General features: G+C 63.1%; 19 protein-coding genes. 2 read left to right on the top strand and 17 right to left on the bottom strand.

The annotated features are described in order from the left end of the window. Positions 1-76: 76 nt before the first annotated feature. Positions 77-1,006 (bottom strand): hypothetical protein, encoded by a 930-nt coding sequence (locus tag LVJ94_34400; protein ID WXB01995.1) that lies wholly within the window; start codon positions 1,004-1,006, stop codon positions 77-79. Between the two features lie 2 nt (positions 1,007-1,008). On the opposite strand from LVJ94_34400, the gene LVJ94_34395 reads away from it, so the two are divergent. Next, on the top strand, positions 1,009-1,509 hold the full coding sequence (locus tag LVJ94_34395) for a PKD domain-containing protein (GenBank protein WXB01994.1): 501 nt from the start codon (positions 1,009-1,011) through the stop codon (positions 1,507-1,509). A gap of 18 nt (positions 1,510-1,527) precedes the next feature. Here the strand turns inward: LVJ94_34395 and LVJ94_34390 are convergent, their stop codons facing one another. The 14 genes from LVJ94_34390 to LVJ94_34325 all read right to left on the bottom strand — a co-directional run bounded on the left by LVJ94_34390 (position 1,528) and on the right by LVJ94_34325 (position 17,929). Next, positions 1,528-2,682 (bottom strand): acyl-CoA dehydrogenase family protein, encoded by a 1,155-nt coding sequence (locus LVJ94_34390; GenBank protein ID WXB01993.1) that lies wholly within the window; start codon positions 2,680-2,682, stop codon positions 1,528-1,530. Beyond that, complete coding sequence (locus LVJ94_34385) at positions 2,679-3,458, bottom strand: SDR family oxidoreductase (GenBank protein ID WXB01992.1); 780 nt, start codon at positions 3,456-3,458, stop codon at positions 2,679-2,681. The genes LVJ94_34390 and LVJ94_34385 overlap by 4 nt, the downstream gene beginning before the upstream one ends. Next, a complete protein-coding gene (locus tag LVJ94_34380) occupies positions 3,455-4,921 on the bottom strand; it encodes an SDR family oxidoreductase (GenBank protein ID WXB01991.1) in 1,467 nt (488 codons plus the stop codon). The genes LVJ94_34385 and LVJ94_34380 overlap by 4 nt, the downstream gene beginning before the upstream one ends. Next, on the bottom strand, positions 4,921-5,943 hold the full coding sequence (locus LVJ94_34375; protein WXB01990.1) for a CoA transferase: 1,023 nt from the start codon (positions 5,941-5,943) through the stop codon (positions 4,921-4,923). Before LVJ94_34375 ends, LVJ94_34380 begins: the two co-directional genes overlap by 1 nt. Then, entirely contained in the window at positions 5,940-7,163 is a 1,224-nt protein-coding gene (locus LVJ94_34370; GenBank protein WXB10773.1) for a hypothetical protein, read from the bottom strand. Before LVJ94_34370 ends, LVJ94_34375 begins: the two co-directional genes overlap by 4 nt. Positions 7,164-7,228: 65 nt before the next feature. Beyond that, positions 7,229-8,578 (bottom strand): hypothetical protein, encoded by a 1,350-nt coding sequence (locus LVJ94_34365; protein ID WXB01989.1) that lies wholly within the window; start codon positions 8,576-8,578, stop codon positions 7,229-7,231. 28 nt (positions 8,579-8,606) lie between these two features. Beyond that, on the bottom strand, positions 8,607-9,419 hold the full coding sequence (locus LVJ94_34360) for an SDR family oxidoreductase (GenBank protein WXB01988.1): 813 nt from the start codon (positions 9,417-9,419) through the stop codon (positions 8,607-8,609). After that, on the bottom strand, positions 9,416-10,195 hold the full coding sequence (locus tag LVJ94_34355; protein ID WXB01987.1) for an SDR family NAD(P)-dependent oxidoreductase: 780 nt from the start codon (positions 10,193-10,195) through the stop codon (positions 9,416-9,418). The genes LVJ94_34360 and LVJ94_34355 overlap by 4 nt, the downstream gene beginning before the upstream one ends. A gap of 52 nt (positions 10,196-10,247) precedes the next feature. After that, on the bottom strand, positions 10,248-11,219 hold the full coding sequence (locus LVJ94_34350; GenBank protein WXB01986.1) for a ketoacyl-ACP synthase III: 972 nt from the start codon (positions 11,217-11,219) through the stop codon (positions 10,248-10,250). Beyond that, positions 11,209-12,249, bottom strand: coding sequence for a ketoacyl-ACP synthase III (locus tag LVJ94_34345; GenBank protein ID WXB01985.1), 1,041 nt, complete (start codon positions 12,247-12,249; stop codon positions 11,209-11,211). The genes LVJ94_34350 and LVJ94_34345 overlap by 11 nt, the downstream gene beginning before the upstream one ends. Continuing rightward, positions 12,246-13,946: a hypothetical protein gene (locus LVJ94_34340; protein ID WXB01984.1), complete on the bottom strand. Its 1,701-nt coding sequence runs from the start codon at positions 13,944-13,946 to the stop codon at positions 12,246-12,248. The genes LVJ94_34345 and LVJ94_34340 overlap by 4 nt, the downstream gene beginning before the upstream one ends. A gap of 120 nt (positions 13,947-14,066) precedes the next feature. Continuing rightward, on the bottom strand, positions 14,067-15,335 hold the full coding sequence (locus LVJ94_34335; protein ID WXB01983.1) for a beta-ketoacyl-[acyl-carrier-protein] synthase family protein: 1,269 nt from the start codon (positions 15,333-15,335) through the stop codon (positions 14,067-14,069). A 1,177-nt stretch (positions 15,336-16,512) separates the two neighbouring features. Further along, entirely contained in the window at positions 16,513-17,250 is a 738-nt protein-coding gene (locus tag LVJ94_34330) for a hypothetical protein (GenBank protein ID WXB01982.1), read from the bottom strand. 52 nt (positions 17,251-17,302) lie between these two features. Then, entirely contained in the window at positions 17,303-17,929 is a 627-nt protein-coding gene (locus tag LVJ94_34325; GenBank protein WXB01981.1) for a TetR/AcrR family transcriptional regulator, read from the bottom strand. Positions 17,930-18,018: 89 nt separating this feature from the next. Here LVJ94_34325 and LVJ94_34320 point away from each other — a divergent pair, with 89 nt between their 5' ends. After that, on the top strand, positions 18,019-18,840 hold the full coding sequence (locus LVJ94_34320) for an SDR family oxidoreductase (GenBank protein ID WXB01980.1): 822 nt from the start codon (positions 18,019-18,021) through the stop codon (positions 18,838-18,840). Between the two features lie 3 nt (positions 18,841-18,843). Here LVJ94_34320 and LVJ94_34315 read toward each other — a convergent pair whose 3' ends face one another. Next, positions 18,844-19,713, bottom strand: a complete 870-nt coding sequence (locus tag LVJ94_34315) for a hypothetical protein (protein WXB01979.1) — start codon at positions 19,711-19,713, stop codon at positions 18,844-18,846. A 188-nt stretch (positions 19,714-19,901) separates the two neighbouring features. Further along, positions 19,902-20,882 carry a hypothetical protein gene (locus LVJ94_34310; protein WXB01978.1) on the bottom strand — a complete coding sequence of 327 codons (981 nt, stop codon included), beginning with the start codon at positions 20,880-20,882 and terminating at the stop codon, positions 19,902-19,904. Between the last annotated feature and the right edge of the window lie 13 nt (positions 20,883-20,895).

Below are 20,895 nucleotides of genomic sequence, written 5' to 3'. Positions count from 1 at the left end.
TCGGCGTCGATGCCCTGTCCCGGACGACATGACCGGTGTCCCGGACAGCTTCGCCGCCCACGGATTCTCTCGTCGATCAGCGCTTCGAGCCCGTTCCACGCCGATTCTTGCCTTTTGCGCGTGTGTCGAGCTGCTTCGTTCGCGCCTTCGCGGCAGCGTCCTTCTTCTTTTGCTTGGCGAGCGCTTCGGCCTGCTCGCGGTTCGAGCGTATCTCCTTCGCCTTGGCGCAAAGGTCCCCGACTCGCCGTCCAGGTCGGCGTTTGGGCTTCTGCTTTCGGAATTCGCGATGCAGCGCGGCGCCGAGTGCGAGCTCCGGATCATCGACCGCACGCGCAAGCCACTCGTCCTTCGCGCGAGGATCGAGTCCCATGACCCAGGCCCGGAACGCAGTCTCGTCGTCGCCTTCGGCGGTAGCCGTCGCGGCGGCCGCGAGCAGATCCGCGTCGACCCGCAGGAACTCGACGAGCGCCGATTGCGCGGCGGTGAGGTTGGAGAGTCCATCGCGCACCGGTGGCTCCATGGCGTCGTCGTCGACGTCGCCCATCTGGACGGCGAGAAGCCACGCAAGATAGGCGGGACGGGTATCGCCGCGTAACAGCTCGGCCCGTATGGGGGCGATCGCGGCGAGTGAAACCGAGTCCTCCTCGTAGTAGTAGTCCGGTTCTTCGTCTTCGCTGTGCAGATCGAGAATCAAGTGCGCGCCGGCGCGGCGTGCCCGTGCCGCGTTACCGGTAAAGTACGCGCGTAGGCCGTTTGGCTCGAGGCCCTTGGCCGGGATGCGGAGCATGAGGCGATGGGTGCCCCAGTTTGCAAAGTACATGTATGCGTCGAAGTATCGTTCGACGAGCTTCTCGGGTTTCGCCTTCAGATCACCCCAGTGGTACTCGTTCTTGAAGCGTGTGCTCGTGATCTCTGCGCGCGTCGAGATCGCGCGCAGGTCCTTCATCTGTTGCGCGGTTAGCGGCCGATCGAGCGCGATGAATTCGTGGCATTGGTACTCGCTCATGCTTGTCAGCGTTCTACTACCACCGAGCGCCGCCGTCAGCGGTGCTCTCGCTCGGATTGAGGCTCATTTCGCTCAACATAGGCCAGGTGGTGGCCGAAGAAGTCGATATGACCGATCATGTCCGCTCTTCCCCCCTCCTCGCCGTGCTGCTGCCGTTGGCGCTGCTCGCGTGTTCGTCCGATGAGGCCTCGAACAGCAGCCCCGGCGTAACCACCGTCGCACCCCATCTGGACCATGGGCCATCGCCAAGGTTCGAGATCGTGATGAACTCCCCCAGCCCGAGGGCCAACGAGAGGGTCCAGTTGACGGTCAGCAATGTCGCCGGCATGCCGCCGATAAGTGCAAGATGGAATTTCGGCGATGGCCAAACCGGGGTTGGCGTTACCACCGAACATCAGTGGGCAGTCGCGTCGCCCACCCCGTACCTGGTCTCCGTGACCGCCACGACATCGGACGGCCAGCAGGGGACGACGTCGAAGGCCGTCACCGTCCAAAGCGAGTAAGCCGGCAAGGGGACGTCGTCAGCCGCCCGTCCTTCGCACGAGGTGACGGGCGATGACGTTGCGCTGGATTTCCGAGGTTCCGTCGTAGATTTGAAATGCTTTTGCATCGCGCATGAGCTTTTCGACGGGGAAGTCGCGCATGTAGCCATAGCCGCCGAAGATCTGCACGGCGTCCGTACAAATGGTCATGACGCTATCGGCCGCGAATGTCTTGGCGCAGGCGAGTAGCTCGGGGGCGGCTTGTCCGATATCGACGCCCCATGCGGCTTTCCACATGAGCAGGCGCCCCGCTTCGAGGTTCATGGCCATTTCGGCGAGTTTGTGGCCAATGGCCTGATGTTTCCATATCGGCTGCCCGGAGGCCTGTCGCTCCTTTGCATAGCGAACGGATTCCTCCATGGCGCGTCGGCCGACGCCCAGGGTTGCCGCGGCGGTCCATGGGCGTGCGCCTCCAAAGGCCTTGGTCATGATGGCAAGGCCCTGTCCTTCCGCCCCAATTCGGTGCGATGCCGGGATGACGACTTCGTGGAGTTCGATTTCGCCCGTGTCGCTGGCGCGCTGTCCCATCTTGTCGAACACCCGTGCCACACGCAGGCCCGGGCTTTCGCGCGGAACGATGAAGGCGCTCATGCCCGAACGGCTGTCCGACCCCGGCGTTTTCGCGAAGAGCAGGAAAAAGGCGCTCTCGGCGACATTCGATATCAATGTTTTCGTGCCATGTAGGACGTATTCATCTCCCCGGCGCGTGGCCGTCGAGGCCATCGCACCGAGGTCCGAACCCGCGCCCGGTTCGGTGACGGCGAGGCTGCCGAGTTGGCCTTCGACGAGGGCGCCTAGCCATTTGCGGCATTGCTCCTTCGTCCCGTCGGAGATGATGGGGAGCGAGACGACCTCGTTGATGGTGAATGCGTTGGCGACTCCTCCGCAGCCGTGCGCGATCTCTTCCACGACGAAGCAGCCTTCGAGGACGCCGTGGCCGAGCCCACCGTAGCTCCGCGGAACGCAGATGTTCCGCAGCCCCGCGGCGCGTGCGCGTTCGAGCACGGTCCAAGGAAACGACGCCTTGGCATCGTGATCCTTGGCGACGGGGTCGATTTCACGCCGTGCGAAGTCACGGGCTTTCTCTCGCAAGCGGAGTTGCTCGTCGGTGAGGGCGAATCCAATGGCCGTCATGCGTCTCGATTCCTTGTGATGCGCGCGAAGTCTGCAAGGCTCGAGCGCAGACTTGCCTCGGGGGCCGTCGGGCGGATGGCGATGATCGGTCCTACCTGCACGTGTGGCGGGAGCGCTACGACCCATGCGACCATCGCGGCAATGTCTTCCGGGCGCAGAATGCTCGCAGGCGAGAGGCCAATCGCGTTCGGCGAAAACGAGAGCTCGGTCGAAACCCAGCCGGGGCAGACGGCGATGGCGTGGACGCCAAACGCCCGATTCTCCTCCGCGATCAATTCCGTCAGCCGATTGAGTCCGCATTTGCTGACGGAATAGGCGCCCGTCTCCGCGACGGGCTCCAAGGCCGCCTCGGAGCTGACGTTGACGATCCATCCGCGCCGTCGCTCACGCATCTTTGGAAGCACGGAGCGCGACAGAAGGTAGGGGGTGCGCAGGTTGAGGCGCAGATTCAAGTCCCAATGCTTGATGCTCATTTCGTGGATCGGACCGCGACGTACGACCCCGGCATTGTTGACGAGGATATCCGGTGCGCCCAACGCGCCCTCCACCTCCGCGAGGGCACGCTGGAGCGCATTGTCGTCGGTCAGATCTGCGTATGCTGCGAATGCGCGCCCGCCGGAACGCTGGATGTCGTACTGCACGCGCTCGAGCTCTTGTTTGCGGCGTGCGATGAGCCCAACGGCCACGCCGGTCTCGGCCAGCGACTTTGCAATCGCTTCGCCAATGCCAACGGATGCCCCCGTGACGAGTGCGACGCGGTCTTCTCCGCGGTTCATGGTGCGTCTCCGAGAGGCGGAATTCGCCCGAGGACGAAGCCGCCGTCGACCTTGACGACTTCGCCCGTCACATAGTCCGACGCGGGGCTCGCCAGGTAGGCGATGGGGCGCGCGATCTCTTCCGGCTCGCACAAGCGTTCGATGGGCATTCGGGCGATCCAACCCGCTTGAAAGCGTGGGTGGATCCACTCGGCCATGGGGGTCCGAACGATGCCCGGCTGAATGCAATTGGCCCGGATCCCGTGCCGAGCCCACGTGCGGGCGAGGCAGCGCGTGTATTGCGTCATGGCGGCCTTGCTCGCACCGTAGCTTTCGAAATTTGGCACGATGACCGCCTCGTGGGCGCCGATCGAGCTCACGGAAACGATGGTCCCTGGGCGCCGGCGCTCGACCCACGAGGCGATGGCTGCTTCCGAAGCTCGGACGAAGCCATCCAAATTGACGCCGAACGTGCGCTGCCATCCTTCCTTCCCGGTATCGCCGGATTGAAGCGGCATGTACCCCGCCGCATAAATGAGACTATCGAGACCACCGAGCTCTCGCCATACGCGCTGCACGGCGCTTTCGATCGCCCCGGGTTCGAGAACGTCGCCAGCAATCGCCAATGCCGTGCCCCCGGCCGACGTGATCTCGGACACCACCGAATCGAGAGCATCAGTCGAACGCGCGACAATCGCGACGGCTGCCCCGCGTGCGGCGAGCTCCAAGGCCGTCGCCCTGCCAATTCCCGAGCTGGCGCCGAAGACGATGGCGGTCCGGCCCTGCAGGAGGAACGGGTTCGAACCCACCGGAGCTTGCACGCCACGCTCGGGAGGTGGGCTTTCTTGCGTGGGGGTGGCCTTGCTGGGAGCGGGGATCGGGCAGAGGCCGAGCCCTCCGCTCAACGACAAGACCTGCCCCACCATGGCGGTGCAGTCGTCGGACGCCAAGAAGAGAAGGCTCGCGGCCAAATCATCCGAATGCGCCGGACGCCGAATGGCGAGGTAGCGATAATAATCGCGCTCCGCCTCGGGGGGTAAGCTGTGGCCCGCGAAGGGCGCATACCCCAAGGCAATCATGTTGATCAGGACCCCGCGGGGGGCAAACTCGGCGGCGAGATGACGCCACCAATGAAGTTCGCCGGCTTGGAGGGCGGCCTGCCGAGCGCCCGCTGACGAGAAAACCTGGCGGCTTTGTTCGGTGGTGACGAGAACCATTCGGCCGCGACCGCGGCGTGCCATGGCCGTGGCCATCGCGCGAATGCGCGCGCGGGACGGCTTCGACGAACGCGTGCGCGGCCCGAAAGGGCCGTGGAATGGGCTGAGAGCACAATAGAGATCTGGGACGGCCTCTCCGGCCGCCACGGCCATGCCCGAAGCCTGGAGGCTCGCCCGTACGGAACGGCCGAGCGTCGACTCGGCATCGTCGATGACCGCCGTGCGTCCTGCGACGGAGGAGAGTACGGGCGCTCTTGGGAAATTCATCACGATTGTCCCCGCGCGTTCACCGCGTTCGGAAGAGGGAATGCCCCATCGAAATCGAAATTGGGCGTGGAGGGCACGACGCCGGCACCATATGTCCGCATGTCCGTGAGCGCCTCCTCCGGAGAGAGCACCGGAGTGACCGGCAAATCGGCGTCCGTGAGCAGACGGAGCCAATGTTCCCGCGGAGCTTGCGCAAAGCACTCGGCGAGCTTTGCTCGGCCCTTGGCCAAGCCAGGGCCGGATGTCTGGTAGCCAATGCGCTCGAGATCGGAAAGGCCGAGGACGGCCATGAGCCGATCCCAGATCCAAGGCTCCTGGGTCGCGATGGCGAGCCATTCGCCATCGGCGCAGCGATGCACGACGGCCGCGTGCATGGTCCCCAATGGGGTAATCGCTTCCCCGGCCTGGAGCTGAAGGCCTTCGAGAAGCAGCGGCGCGTGCCCGTAGGCGCAGGCGTGCTGCATGCTCAAATCGAGGTATTTGCCGCGATCAGATTGCTCGGCAAAGTGGGAAATGACATGGATTGCGGCCATGATTCCGGCGAAAATATTCGCGAGCGGCGCGATCGGAAGCATGGGCTGCACTTGATGCAGGTAGCCGTGCAGCACGCCGCTCAATGCTTCGCAGTTGATGTCGTGTGCCGGCCGATTGCGCTCGCGACCAAACGCCGATATCGAAACGTACACGAGCTTTGGATTCAGGAGTCGAAGCTCGTCGTAGCCCGCCCCGAGCCGCTCGCACACGCCTGCGCGAAAGCCGTCGATGAACGCATCTGCGCCCTGCACGCGGGCTCGAAAGTCGTCGCGGTCGCGCGCCTGCTTCATGTCCAAGGAAATGCATTCTTTGCCGGCGTTCAAATAGGCAAATAGGCGCGGGTTGAACTGCCGCATGGCGTCCCCCTGGGGTGGTTCGATTTTGACCACGCGCGCCCCGAGATCCTCGAGGACGCGTCCCGCGTAGGGACCGGGTATCAACTGCCCGAACTCGATCACGGTCCGGCCATTCAAGGGGCGTTCGGTCATGATGCGCACCCCATGGGCGGTATGCGTTCGATGAGCACGCCGGTGGCGTCCCCTCCGGCTCCTGCCGATACGACGATCGAATACCGTGTTTCGAGTGGTATGGCGGCGCCCACGATCGGCTCGTCCTCGAGCTTTCGGTACGGTTCTTGGCAATTGACGACCGGCGTCACCACGGCGTGCTCCATCATGAGTACATTGCTCACGAACTTGATCAGCGCACTCGGCCCCGCAATATGCCCGAAGGCCGCCTCTTGGTTGGTAATTTTTAGACGGGTATCATCGCCCAAACGCGAGCGGGCTCCGGCCATCGCGTCGATGAAGAAGTCCTCGATGTACCGCGTGCCTTCGCAGAGACTGTTCATAAAGCCCACCTGGCCCAAATCGATGTTCGCTTGGTCCAATAGACCTACGATGTCTTGGCTCACGTTTTCCGGAGGCCCGGAGGCCATGGGACTGCGCCCATTGCTGCGCGAGGATCGCGCGTACAGGCGCACGCGGGGGACCCCAGCCTGGGGCATCTCGCCCAGGTCGTCCGACTCGAGAACGACGGCGGCGGCGCCTTCACCGGGGGCATTTCCGTCTTGCAGAGCGTCGTGCGGTCTCACCGCGCGAGGGTCGTCGGACAAGGTCGATGGCCGATATCCTTGCTTGCTCGTGTAGCAGGTACCGGACAAGAAAACGGGATCCAGGCAATCGTCGGCGCCCACGATGATGGCCCGATCGATATCGCCGACGCGGAACATGTCATGGGCAACTTGCAATGCACGGGCGCCCACGTTGCAACTGCCTGCTATGAGAAGGGTGGGGCAGGAGAGGTCGAGTACATTGCAGATGATGCTGGTGATGCTCGCCGGCGTGCCCCCGACCCAATAATCGATCCCCAGCTCCTGATGGCCACCCCGCGCGTAGGCGTCGAAATAGCGATGCACATGGGCGAAGGTGAACTGCAGCGACGCGAACACCAGCACGGTGCGTGGATTGGACAGCTCGGCGGACGTCAGCCCCGCGTCCTCGATCGCGCGCAGCACGGCGTGCGCGCCGAGCAGTGCGGCCCGCGAATAGCGCTCATTCTGTTGCTTCGTGATGCCCAGGGATCGAACGGGGTCGAAGCCTCTCACCTGGCCGGCGACTCGGAGCGGCACCGCGTCCGAATGGAACGACGAGAGGCAACAGAGACCATTGCGCACGATGTGCCAGAACTCAGCACGGCTTTCGCACATACCTTCCGGTCCCGGGAGGGCGAATCCCATTCCGCGCAGTCGGAGCGGGGGTCTTGTGGCCAATGTCACGGATGCCTCGGAGGGGAAGATGGTGCGTCGTAGCGTCCGAGCAGCAACGCGGTGGCCACGCCGCCAACTTGGTAATTGAGGCTCAACGCGTAGTCGAAATCATGGGGCCGGCAGGTGGTTCCCGCTACGGGATCGAATGGTAGGATCGGATCCGGTTGCTCGCAGCCGGCCGTTGGGCAGATACGTTGGCGTTGCATCATGAGGAGCGTCGCGGCGGCCCCGATGTTCCCGAGCGGTGAGCCCGAGTGGCCGAAGCAAGCTTCTTGGCTGCTTACCAGGGGATGCTGAGCATGCTCCCCGAAGAGGGTGCGCATGGCATGGCTCTCCACGATATTGAAAAGCTTGTCGCCCTCCGCACCGCCATTCACGTAGCCGATTCGATCCCAGGGCACGCGACGCGCGACACATCGTTGCGCCGCGGAGACGATGCCGCTGCCGTACATATCGAGTGCCATGGCACTCGGCAGGGCGCTGCGTGCAGTCGCCTGGGCCAGAATTTCACCGTAGATCGCGGCGCCTCGTCGGAGCGCGTGCTCCTCGCTCTCGAGCACCAAGGTTACCGCGCCTTCCCCCATGTTGTAGCAGTTGGCTCGTTCATCGTAGGGGCGCATCTGGGAATCGAAGCGAAACGCCGTGCGCGGTGGTGTTGCCCCTTCGCGCGGGCGCTCCGGCACGCGTTCGGCCACGGCCGCGAGCTCGTAAAAGTGGTCGGCGCGTGCGAGATCGAACCAATCGGCCCCCGTGACGACGGCCACGTCGACCTCACCGCTCACGATGAGATTTCGTGCGATGCCAAGGAGAACGTTCGACGAGGCGCAACCGCAGGCAACATTGAACGTTGGGCCGTCCGTTCGAAGCAGTGCCGCCTGCACGTTGGCCACGTCGGTCGGAGGCGAAGAGATGCCAAGCCGCACGAACAATCGACGCGCGTCCTCGGGCGTGATGGTCGCGGGATCGGCCTCGACCCCCTCCAGATAGCTGTTGACCGAGCTCTCGATGGAGACCTTTGCCGTCAGCACGGCGGCGTGGCTTAAATCGCCCGCGCGCCAATCGAATCCCGCATCGTTGGCCGCCTCCTGCATCGCGGTGAGCCCGTAGAAATGGACGCGGCTGTAATTCGCGGCGTGCCGCGAAGATATTTCGGGAAACCATTGCTGAAAATCGGCCACGGATTGAAAGATTTGACCGTAATAACGACCATCGAGCCCCAAGCAGATCCGAGCATTGGAAATGATATCCCAGAATTGCTCTTTGGTTCGGCACAGCCTGCGATCCGGACCTGGGAGGCAGAATCCCATCCCGGTGACGACGGCACGCCGTCCTTTCACGGAGTCGGGTGGTTGCATGATTTCATCCCTTCGTGCGGCCATCGGATTAGATGGCTCCGCCGTCGACATTGATGGCCTGTCCGGTCATGGCTTCGGCGAGGGGCGACAGGAGAAATGCGATCATCTTCGCGACCTCCTCCGGTTCGACCATTCGCCCGAGCGCGGTGGTGCGAAGGGCGCTCTTGACGTACCGCGACCAGGTGAGATCCGGCGGACCATGATGACGGCGGATGCTGTCGACGAACGATGCCCCGTATTTGGACGGGTCCTGCATGGTATCCGTATTCGTGAGGCCAGGACATACCGCGTTGACGCGGACCCCGAAGCGAGCCACCTCCCATGCGAGTGATTCCATGAGCCCGAGAACGCCGAACTTCGCCGCGCAATAGGCCGAGTTTGCGGCCAAGCCCCGCTTCCCCACCACCGACGATATGAACACGATGCTGCCCCGCCGGAGCTCCATCATGTCGGGAACCACCAAACGTGCGATGCGAAAGCTGCTGGTGAGATTCACGTCCAAAGTTCGAAGCCATTGTTCTTCGCTTTGTTCGCACAAGAACACTTGGCCTGGGGCCGCCCCGGCATTGCTCACCAAAAGATCGATGGCTCCCCATGCGTCGCGTACGGCGTCGTGCGCCCGCGCGAGCGAGCCCGCATCGGTGACGTCGCCGGCAGCGACCATGGCCTGCCCGCCTTCCTCCACGATCCCACGCTGCACCTGCGCGAGGCGCTCCACGTCGCGCGACAGCAGGGCAACGCGTGCTCCTTGGCGGGCTAGCTCGCGGGCCGTCTCGGCACCGATACCACGGCTGGCCCCCGTGACGAGGGCGACCTTTCCTTCGAGTAAACCCGGCATCATCGTAATCCTTTGTTCGTCGTGTGAACGCGAGCGGGTACGCCACCGCCATGAATCTCCAACACCGTGCCAGTGACGTACGCATGGGTGGCTGCAAAAAATACGGCTTCGGCGATTTCCAGTTCCGTCGCCCAACGACGCAGCGGCACGTGGTCGCGAAGGATTTCCATGTAGAGCGCGTGGCTCGAATGTTTTTCGCATTTGTCGCGAAGGGCCTGGCCATCGATCACCCCAGGGGCCACGGCGACCACCCGGACCCCATGCTCCGCGAGCTCGAGCGCCCAAGACCGGGTGAGGGAGACGACGGCGGCTTTGGCCGCGGCGTAGGCCGATTGCCCGAAGGCGCCCTCGTACACCGCCGAGGAGATATTCACGATGACACCCGGACTGCGTTGCGTGAGCATCGCCGCAGCGGCTTCGCGCCCGCACAAGAACACGCCGGTGAGGCATAGATTTATCGTGCGCTCCCAGTCGGTGAGCGCGTGGGTCTCCACCGAACCGGTTTTCGTCGTCCGCACGAGCCGGCGCGATAGGTTTTCGCCGGCGCTGTTGACACAAAGGTCCAATGGGCCGCCGAGGGCCATGGTCCGAAAGAGCGCCTGGACGGACGACTCCGAGGTCACGTCGGCGACGACGCCATGGAGGCGAATCCCATTGGCGCGTGCCTTCTCGCACACGCTTTCGAGCCGACCTGCATCGCGGGCGGCGATGGTGACGTCCCAGCCACGTTGGCCGAGCAAAAGAGCCGTCGACAACCCCACACCGCGGCTGCCGCCCACGACGACCGCGCGAGAAGCGCGACGGCCGCGACCCGCAATGGCGTCGCTTGGATTAGAGTCGGAGGAGAATGGCACCATGATAAAACCCTGCTCCAACGGCCGGTGCCAGGATGAGATTTCCTCGGCGAATGACACCCCGATGGTGGAGATCGGAAAGGACGATGGGAATGGATGCACTCCCCGTGTTGCCGCAGGTCGTGAAGTTCTGCGCGATGCGCTCGGCCGCGATGCCCATGCGTTCACGCACGCGCTCGCGAATGGCATCGGTGCCGGGGTGTGGGATCATCCAATCCAGATCGCCGACGTGAAGTCCATTGCGCTGGAGAAGCTCCTCGGCCGCTCTCGCCGTGCGATCCGGGGCATACTCGGCGAGTTCGACTTTGCTGCGTATCCAAGGCTCCGGCGCGCACGACGTGATGAGGTCGGCCAGCTCGCCCTCCGAGTGGAGGCAGGTGTCGATGATGCCCGATGTCGTTTGGTCGGACGGGTCGGATCGTTCCAAGACGACCGCCCCGGCGGCATCGCCAACGACCATGAGGGCTCGTGAACCGGGTTTGACGCCGCGTGAGAATTGGTCCGAGCTTACGACCACCGCCCGGTTGCACATGCCGGCTTGCAAGTAGCTCACGGCCGTCATCACACCCAGGACGAACCCCGTGCACGCGCCGCAGACATCGAATGCGAGTGCTTTCGTCGAACCAACTTTCGTGGCAATGCGCGGGGCGAGCTCGGGGACGTGGCGTCGCGACGTCCAGTTGGACAGCACGAGAAGGTCGATGGAGTCGGCGCGCATGCCTGCATGTTCGAGGGCCATGCCCACGGCGCGAGCGGCCATGACCTCCACGGTCTCGTCTTCGTCGGACCAACGGCGAGAGGTAACGCTGATTCGACCGAGAACCGCCTCGTCGACGGCGTGGCCCTGCGAGGCCAGCGAGGGAATCAGCATGTCGTTCGTGACGACCTGCTTCGGCAGGTAATGCCCTAGACCCCGAATGACGACGCGATGGGATGCTTTAGCGGCCATTCGAGGGACCCCCGGCGTACTGAAACAACATGGCGCCCCAGCTGAAGCCCCTGCCGATGCTCACGGTGAGGATACGATCGCCGGGTTTGACGATACCTTCGCGCACGTGCTCCGAAAGACAGCTCGGCGCTCCTACGCTGGAGGTATTGCCTCGCTTGTGCAAATTCAGCAAAACTCGATCCCATGGTAGTTCGATGGCGTCGACCACCTCACGAATGAGATTGATGTTCGCTTGGTGCGGAATGAACCAGTCGATATCCGTAGGCACGAGGTCGTTGCGCGCGAGAAGCGTGCGGCTCGCTTCGATCAGCTTGCGCGGACCGATTTGGCCGATCTGCTTCCCATGCATGATCATCTTGTCGTTCTCGTCGATGTCGAAGGCGTCGAAATATCGGCCGTCCGAGTTCAAATGGACGTCGAGGAGGCCGGAGGTGCCTTCGGTGGTCTGCCATACGCCCGCCGCGGCGCCACCGCCGAACAATACCGAGTACTTGTAATCGAAGTTCAAAATCGGTTTGGGATTCTCGGCGCAAACGACGAGCGCCGTGCGCAGGTTCATGCTGCCGAGCACGGCCTGCGCGAGCATGCTGGCGTACAGGAACCCCGCGCACGCGATCCCCTGACAATCGAACACGAACGCACGGTGCGCACCCAGTTCTCGTTGAAGCGGGGGTGCGATATCCATGTAACCGTTCTTGAGCGACGACGGATTCGATCGCGGTCGCGAGGTCGATGTGGTGCCGATAATGAGCTCGACGTCGTCCACACCGAGGCCGGCGTCCTCCAGGGCCAGACGAGCCGCTTTTGCGCCCATCTCGACGTGCCGCTCCCGGGTGGGGTCAGGCCAGTGCCGCGTCTCGACACCGGTGTTCTTGCGGATCCAAGCATCCGTCACCTGCGAACCCTCGAGCCGCTCGAAGAATTCGTTGCTTACTGGCTCGCCGGGAAAATAGTGCCCGATGCCCGTGAGTGCGACCGCTGGCCCCTTCAAGCGCGTGGGCAACGGCCCTCGTAGTCGGTCAACGTTCATCGTCGATAGACTCCTTCTGCGTCGATTTCCCAGATCAGTGCCCGTTCGTCGTCGCGGATATCCGCTTCGGTCGACACCGATTCCACCGGCAATGGCCAGTCACTCCAACGCTCGACGCTGGCGCTCGGCGTGGCCTCGCCCTCCGAGCCCACGGGAAGCCACGTGGACAGGCTCAAAGGCTCTTCGGGGGTCGTCCGTCCGAATCGGCCGAACGGAGTGACCACACCGAGCACGTTGCGTCCAGGGCTCGTGGTGTAAGCAACCTCACGCACCAACCGATTCTTTCCTTCGCGCGCCACGAGTAGGCAATCGACGGTGGACGCAATGTCGTTGGCGCCCCCGGAGCCGATGATGTATTTCCCCGTGTTGGTGCGCGTGGAATTGATGTTCCCCTTGGGATCGATTTCGCCCGCTCCCAGCACGCCCAAACATTTGCTCGCCTGGCCCGCCACGTAACATCCGAGTATCTCTGCAACGCCGGCGAGCTGCTCGCAGTGCCCCATGTGCAGCTGGCTGAACAAATAGACGTCACCCGGGTGCGGATCCATCCCATAGAATCCGAGCTCCGCCAGCAAACGGACATGCACCCCGCGGCGTTCGAGCTGCTTGGCCGCGACCCAAGCTGCAATGTGCGATATCCCGATACCGGCCAGGATCGTTTGGTAATCTCGCTCCAGAACGAGGTCGACGATCTGGCGCGCGGCCAGCGCGATCAGCCGCTCGGCCACGGTGGGCTCCCCCTGGGGTGCCGGCGCGGCTTTCCTCTCCGGCACGGCCGACAGCGCGTGCAACCGCTCCTCGCCGAGGTGCGCGAGGTACGCGTCATGCCCACGAGGCGGAGCGACCCAATCGCGGAACCACGCCTCCGCGTCGGGTGCGGTTCGAAACCGTTCGACGATCTCCAGGAGCGCGGCATAGTCGTCGCGGTAACTGGGGATGTCACCGATGCCGCACGTGCGCAGTGACTGCGGGTGCGCCCCGAACCGCGCTTCGCACAGACCCACGACCCGGTGCCCCGGCACGAGGACACGGTCCGCATGCGCATCGATCACCGCCCTGGGGACGATGCGCTCGACCGATGCAATGACGCCCCCGCGGGCAGCGAGCGCTCCCCAGTGGCCTTCCCCCGTCGGCGCACAGAGGAGCACGTTCCCACGGTCGTCCGCGCAGACACCATGCACCAGCGTGAGATCCGGCGCGAGGCTGCGCAGCAGCGTGATGGACTCCGATGGCTGGGCCGGATCCGGAATGGTAAAGAGGACATCTTCTTTGGCTCGTTCGAGATCGCTACCCACGAGCGAACGCGTCACCGCATACTGCGAGCCGAGCGCCGCGGCCATGAGGCGTTGTACGAGGCTCAGAATGGACCATTGTTCGAGAACAAATGGCTTGCCTGCGAGCAGGTTCTGATAAATGCGATTGGGTCGCGGCGACGGGTAATTGTCGCCCGCGAAGCAGGTGATCGCCCGCTCGATGACGCCAGCCAATGCGAGGGCATGCCCGCTCCCCTGCAGCGCCGTGGTGCTGATGGTGAATCGTGGATTCTTGTGGCGAAAGTTGCGCGCCAGCGCATGAATGAGCGCGTTCGGGCGCGAGGGGTTGGTCGCCAGATGAAGATGCATTCCAGGCTTTACGTGCGCCTGGACCATGGCATCGACATCGGCGTGAATTTGCGGCAAAGACGAACGAGTGTTCATTGCGCGGTTCACACCTTTGCAGTTTTGAATGATGTGTCGAGGACGCGATGCACGATGGCGCGTCCGATGGTTTGATATTGAACTACGGTACTCGTCAAATCAAGTCGTCGAGGCGATTAATCACGCCGTCCCCATTCCGACGACGGCGGTCTGGCTACCGAGGCCGAAGGACAGAGACAAGAGAAGATCGACGGGGACCTGTCGGGGGCCCTCCGTGATGTGATCCCAATCGCAATCGGGATCCGGGGACTCGCAGTTGATATTTGGGCACAGCGTCTGCCGATGAACCATGAGTGCGCTGGCGGCAAGATTGACCACGCCCGAAGCGCCCATGGTGTGACCATAAATCGGTTTGATCGAGCTCATGGGGGCCCATTGCGTCCGCGGCGTGCTGCCGTAGAGTGCGCGGATGGCCCGGCCTTCGGCCATGTCGTTGTACCGCGTGGCCGTGCCATGGCCGCAAAAATAGTCCACGTCCTGCAGCGGGCGTCCCAATGCGCGCATCATTTCCTGCAGAAACGCCGCGGTGACCTCGCCGGTCAGGTCCATGCTCGTGGGATGATTGGCCTCACTCATGCTGCCGACACCGAAGATCTGCGCATAAATGCGCGCTCCGCGGGCCCGCGCGCGATCCATGCGCTCGAGGGTGAGCACCACCGAGCCCTCGCCGAATGCGAAGCCGGTGCGACGAGCGTCGTAGGGCTTCATGGCCTCGGTGGGATGTTCCGTCGCCGTGCAAAGCAACTTGTTGGCGGCATAAATCTGCAACATGGGTCGGAACAGCGGAAACTCGTACCCGCATACGAACATGGCGTCGGCGCGATCTTGCTCGAGCTCGTTGATGGCGGCATTTACGGCCTGATATCCCCCCACGCAGCCGCTGCTCAAATTCATGATCAGGCCGCGGATACCGCCATAGATGGCGGCCATGGCCGAAGCCGTACACGGCAAGCCGGGGAGCATGTGATGCGCCTCGAAAGCGTGCTCGCCCCTGCTTTCGGCACGAATACTATCGTACCACCACTCCATCGTGCTGCGAGAGCTGCACGATATTAGCCCGAGACGCCCCGGCGCCACGTCCTCCCGTCTCAGGCCCGCGTCGTGGCGGGCTTGCTCCAATGCCGACATCACCACGAGGATCTCGCGACTGTATTTGGCGGCGTACTTCTCGGGCAGCTCCGGCAGAAAGCGCCGGTGGTCGAAATCGCGCACTTGAGCGGCAAATTTGATGGAAAAATCGCTCGTATCGAATCGATCGAGGTAGCCTATCTGGGACTTTCCATCTCGTACATGCGACCAGAACGTGTCGACCGAGGAGGCGTTGGGTAAGACGACTCCTATACCGGTGACCGCGATGGCGTTGTCCTTGGAAACGGGATGAAGCAACATGAAATCTCCGGGCATCGTTCAGAGGCCACGCTTCGTCGAGGCGCGAATCGGGCCGATCCGAGATCAGGGAAGGGCGCGCATTAATTCGATAATGGCGGCAAAAATGTCGAAATGGTCCTCGGTCCGTTCTCTGGCGCGAATCTCCAGGACGGATAGAACGCAGGCACGCGAGTTATCGCGTGTTCGCTTTCGTCAACGGACGGAGCCTCGCGCGATGTCATGAAGACGATGTGCCATTGCTGCAAAGCTAATTCGTACGCACGATGAGTGTTTGTATGGGGCGAGGCGCTGGTCAAGGCGCTTCGATTCATTTCGGATCTCTTGGCGACCAAATGTTCAAACGACTTGGACCAAATTCAGTCCAGGATGGCAGCTACGTACGGACGTACATGCCAGTCTCGTGGAGCCGAATTTGGCAATGAAGATGACATCATTGCCACCGGTGTCAAACGTCAAAATCGAAGATCATCTTCGATTTAAGTCGAATAGAGACGAGCTCAATACGCCGTTGCGTTACTACCGGTCGGTGCAAAATTGCCGAATCGAACGTAGCCTCGCGCGGGAAGGACGGCTGCATCCATCGCGCATACGAGCCGAGATTCAATGTGCCATTGGTATCCTGCACCCACGAAACCGCATCACTGCCGCGGCCCGCGCGCGCACACGTCATACGATCATGGCCGACTCACGGTGAACGCCGCCGCGTTCACCCGCCAGGCTCCCATGGACGAATCGCGCCTTTACGTCGCAACGCGCGCCCTTACCGCCAATGGCACGTTCGTCTCGACCCTCGAGGATTGTGCTACGCGTCGGACTCCTGGTGCTGTCGTTGCCATCCTCTCCGCGCCGCCACTCCCCGTGTCCACCGCATGATGTGGGCTGCCCCCGAACGGGTTGCGGAAATCGGACGCAGCTATGGGACGCAGAACGGCATCGTTCGTTGCACGAAAAGTTGATCGGAATCTGCCGATCCCTTCGCACCCACGTACACCACGCCCTCCTGCCGACGACACGTCGACCGTTCACGCGTGTCGTCCGCGCAAACGCAAACCGGACGGATGGCGGCGAAGTGAAGATTGCCGTTGATCGTTACTTTGTATTGATGATGCGCGACATCGAATTCACCGTCGCGTTTCTCGGACCCATCAACTCGCGCCAATCGTTGCCCGAGAGGCCCTTACATTTCCCACGACTCGCAGTCGACGCGATCTTCCTCCGTGAAGGCGGTGCGTTCGGGCAACTTTCCGACGGCGACCAATTGGGCAACCAGCGCCTTGGTACGCTCGAGGAGGCGTGACCGATGCTCCGGGCGGAAAGGGGCTTCTCGGCCAAGGAAGTTCCACATGACGCCGCAGGAACTCATGATGTCGTTTTTGTCGAACGGAGGAAGTTCATCGAAGCTTCGGATCATGGGCTGTCCGGACCGCCTGGCCTTCTTGGCATGCGATCCGGGGACGAAGAACGTCACCACGTTGGCGGGGCTCCGCATGTCCGCAATCCACGCATCCACGGTGACCGGTGCGCTCTCCAGCGACGGATCGATGACCATTTGCTTGCCGTCGATCTGAAGCATCGGTGCGACGTGGTACTCCCATTCGACGTCTTCGCTCGGTCGCAAGTCACCTTCGGCATACAGCGCGCTCGATGGAATCTTCTGGGCCGCGAGCTCCATCGCCATGTAGAGCGCACGCTCGTTGCAGCCTTCCTCCTTGTATCCGAATGGCAAGTAGTCGACCCCTCGTACGATGTCGAAGGCACGCGCAGCGACCTCGGGCGAGACGACGGCACGCTGCCCGATGTGTCCGGCGCCTTCGGACGGCTTCTCCGGCGATGGCGCGACGGTGCACGCTGACGTGCACAGCATCAGAACCGCGAGCGATACGCCCGGCAAACCTCCACCGCGTTGGATCGACATGGTTTTCCCTCACCATGCCTGACGCGTGCTTTCCCCATTTGGTGCACGAAAATCAGCATTTCCTCAATAAGAGCATGAGCGTGTCGGCGACCGTGGCCGCGAGACTGTCGGCGTTGTCGACGAGTCCTTCGCTCTCGAGGGGACCGTCGAGCCAAAGCACGCTCGCTCCGTGTACGGTCGACCACGCCAGCAGGATGAGCGGCCGCGGGTCGCCCGGAGGAAGTGCGCCCTCCGTCTGCGCGAGCGCGATGGCGTCCGTGAGGAGCGCGAAGGCCTCGTTGACGTCGGCGCGATCGATGGTCGACTTTACCTCGGGCCGAAACATGATGCGAAAGTAGCCGGGATGTTGGAGCGCGAAGCGGACGTACCCTCGTCCGATGCCGCGGAGCCGTGCTTCTCCTGTTTTCTCGCCGGGGCGCGGCACCGTCGACTCCGCGTCCTCTTTCATGGACGCGGCGAGGAGACCGAAGCCGTCCGTGGCGATGGCCGCCAAAAGCTCTTCACGATTCTGGAAGTGGTGGTAGGGCGCGCCCGACGACACACCCGCCTTCTTCGCGATCGCGACGAGACTCAGGGCCTCGACCCCCTCCTTGTCGACGACCCGGACGGCCGCGTCTACGAGGGCCCGGCGAAGATCGCCATGGTGGTAAGTGCCTGATTTCTTTGCGATTCGAGCCATGCCCTCGAAGTATAGCGCATCGCCGATCTTGACGGTTCTTAGATCTGATCTAAGTACATCTTAGATTGATGACGGAACTGGAGGATGGCATGAACGCAATGAAGATCGGGACGGCACTCATCACGGGCGCGAGCTCGGGCATCGGTCTCGAGCTCGCCCGTTTGCTCGCGGCACGAAAGCACGACCTCGTGCTCGTGGCGCGCAATGAGCAGCGGCTCGTGCAGCTCGCCGAGGAGCTGCATACGGCACACGGCGTCGCCGTGACGACGTTTGCGAGCGATCTCGCCCGCCAAGGGGCCGCGCAAGAGGTCTACGACTTCACGAAGGGGCGCGGGCTCGAGATCGAGGTGCTCGTGAACAATGCGGGGGTCGGTCTGTATGGCGAGCACTCGGGGCTGGGGCTCGAACGTGTCGACCAGATGCTGCAGCTGAACGTGACGACGCTCACGGAGTTCTGTCGGCTCTATGCACCGGATATGAAAGCGCGAACGTCGGGCCGTATTCTCAATATCGCATCGACCGCCGCGTACCAGCCGACGCCGTTTTTCGCAGCATACGGTGCGTCGAAGGCCTACGTGCTGAACTTCTCGGAAGCGCTCGCAATGGAACTCGTCGATCATGGCGTCAGTGTGAGCTGCCTTTCCCCCGGCCCGACCGACACGGGCTTTTTCGGTGAGATCGATCAGAACGGATTGGAGATCGCCCACTTCGCGAAATCCGGGCGCCATGATGCTCTCACCGTCGCGAGGACGGGGCTCGAGATGCTCCTCTCCGGCGAACTTTCACGGATCGTCGGGACGAAAAACTATTGGCGCGCCGCCGCGGGGCGATTCGCGCCGCGCTCGATGGTCGCGAAGATCTCGAAGGGCATCATGCGCTCGGCGATGGCGCGCCCGCCTGCGAGCGGGTGACCCTCAACACGTCAGGCAGTGTGGCTGCGTCGCCAGCAGCTCGCCGGTGAAGGCGTCGACCAGAAGCCGCTTGCCCACACAATGCTCGAGCGTTGACCCCACGCAGCAGAATAAATCGCTCTTGAGAAGCTCGGGCGTCACATTGGTTGGAGCAAGGTAAACCTCGACCGCGCGCACGCGATGAAGGCTTGCGCTCGCGTCGAGGTAAAAGCCCTCCTCCCCAATCTCCACCTCGTCGTTGCTCGCAACGGCGTAGGCTCCGGCGTCGCCTGGAAGGCAACGCGAATACGTGCGAAATGGCAATTCACGTCCAGGAACGGAGGCGCGCACCTCCGAGCCATCGAGGCAGCCCGGGCCTGGAGCGGTGCCCGCGGCAACGAAGTCACCATGCAAATACACGACTTGGTTCGTCGCGGTGACATGGACGACGATATCTTGTTTTGGCTCGAACATTCGCTCGCCCGAATACGACGAGGGGTAGACTCGGACGATCTCGCGATTCAATAGATTGTCGTGCTCGCATTTGCCGGTGGCATCGACGGCATCGAGTTGCGCCAATTCGGGCGGGCGCTTCGTCGGATCGGGGCTCGTGAGCGCGCGCAGGATTTGGGCGCAACGGGTCCCGGAACCATCGAGCAGCAGCGGGAAGCTCGGCTCCACGCCGCGTTGGGCCGAGACGACACACGCCGCCGCCGGATAGTCCCGCATGCTGCACCGGCGCGGGTCGGCCGAACTGTTCGCGTGCGCATCACCATCGCTTGCTGCACCATCTTCCGTGGCCGCAAGGTTTCCCGGAGCCCGATCGGGCGTTGCCTCATTGGTGCCGCACGCGGCAATGACCAGGAGTGAAGGCAGCCAATAGCTCTTCCTCATGATTGTCCCTCTTCCGGCAAGGTCCAGCGCGTCAGTTCCGCATGGACATCACCGGGGCCGAATGATGAGAAGCTCGCGAGGCCGAGATGGTTGCATCTACCACCGATGGCGCCATACCGGAGCGAGCAGGCCTCCGATCTCGAAGAGCCGTCGAGTGCGCCGGAAAAATCGACGAAGTCGCGAAATGCTCACGGAAGCGGCGGCGTGGCGATCATGTAGATCTGCGTGCCACGCTCGCTCGCATCCGGATCGCCATCGCTCGACTCGAAGGCGATGAATCGGCCGTCGGGCGACCATGATGGGGCACCGTCGTATCCGCCATGTCGCGTCGCGCGAATGCGGCGGCTGCCGTCGCGCGAGATGATGAACAAATTCGCATGCTCCAGGTCCCCTTCATTCGACGAGTAAACGATGTGCATTCCATCGGGTGACCATGCAGCGTCGGTATCGTCCGCCTGCGAATGGGTGACGTTTTTCAGGGAACCACCGTTCGGGTCGATCGTGTAGATATCGAAATTGCCATTTCGGGCCGATTGAAAGAGGATGCGATCGCCGGCAGGCGACCAATTGGGCTGTCGGTCGTTGCCGCGGCCGTTCGTCAGTCGAACGAGGCCGCCTCCATCGGTACCCACGCGCCAAATCGAGGCATGCTTTTCGTCGTCCACGCGGTGGGATTCGAAGACGAGGGATCGGCCGTCGGGCGAAATGGATGGCTCACGCGCTTCGGCGCCGCTTCGTCGTGTGATTTGGGTGCGCTGGCCGGTGGCGGGATCGAGGAGATAAATTTCATCGTGCACCGCCACGTCGGAGCTCAAGGCAACGCGGTGAAGCGAAGCATTCCAGCATGCCCCTGGGAGATTCACGTCTTGCGCTTCTGCCTTGTCCCACCCGAGTGGTGCCCCGTCGGTGGCGGTGACGCGGCCGACCATCGCGAAGCCTTTGTTGTACCCTTTGACGAATCGGGTGAGCACGAGCTCGCGCCCATCGGGCGACCAACACGGATTCTGCAAGCTTCCGCCGAGTGGAATGGGCAGGCGGCGTGCGCCGTCGCTGCGCGTGAGGCCCGCCGCCTGATCTGTTGGAGGCGCTGGCGTGCTCGTGGGGGGATTGGCGTCGTCCTTCGGGGTCGACGGCGAGGCGCGATGGCATGCCGCGGTCAGCATGGCCATGACCAACAGGGTG

The sequence above is a fragment of the Sorangiineae bacterium MSr11367 genome (genome assembly GCA_037157805.1).
In the GTDB taxonomy this organism is placed as follows: domain Bacteria; phylum Myxococcota_A; class Polyangia; order Polyangiales; family Polyangiaceae; genus Pendulispora; species Pendulispora rubella.
Note: the sequence above shows the minus strand (reverse complement) of the source record. Positions and strands in the feature narration are given on the sequence as shown.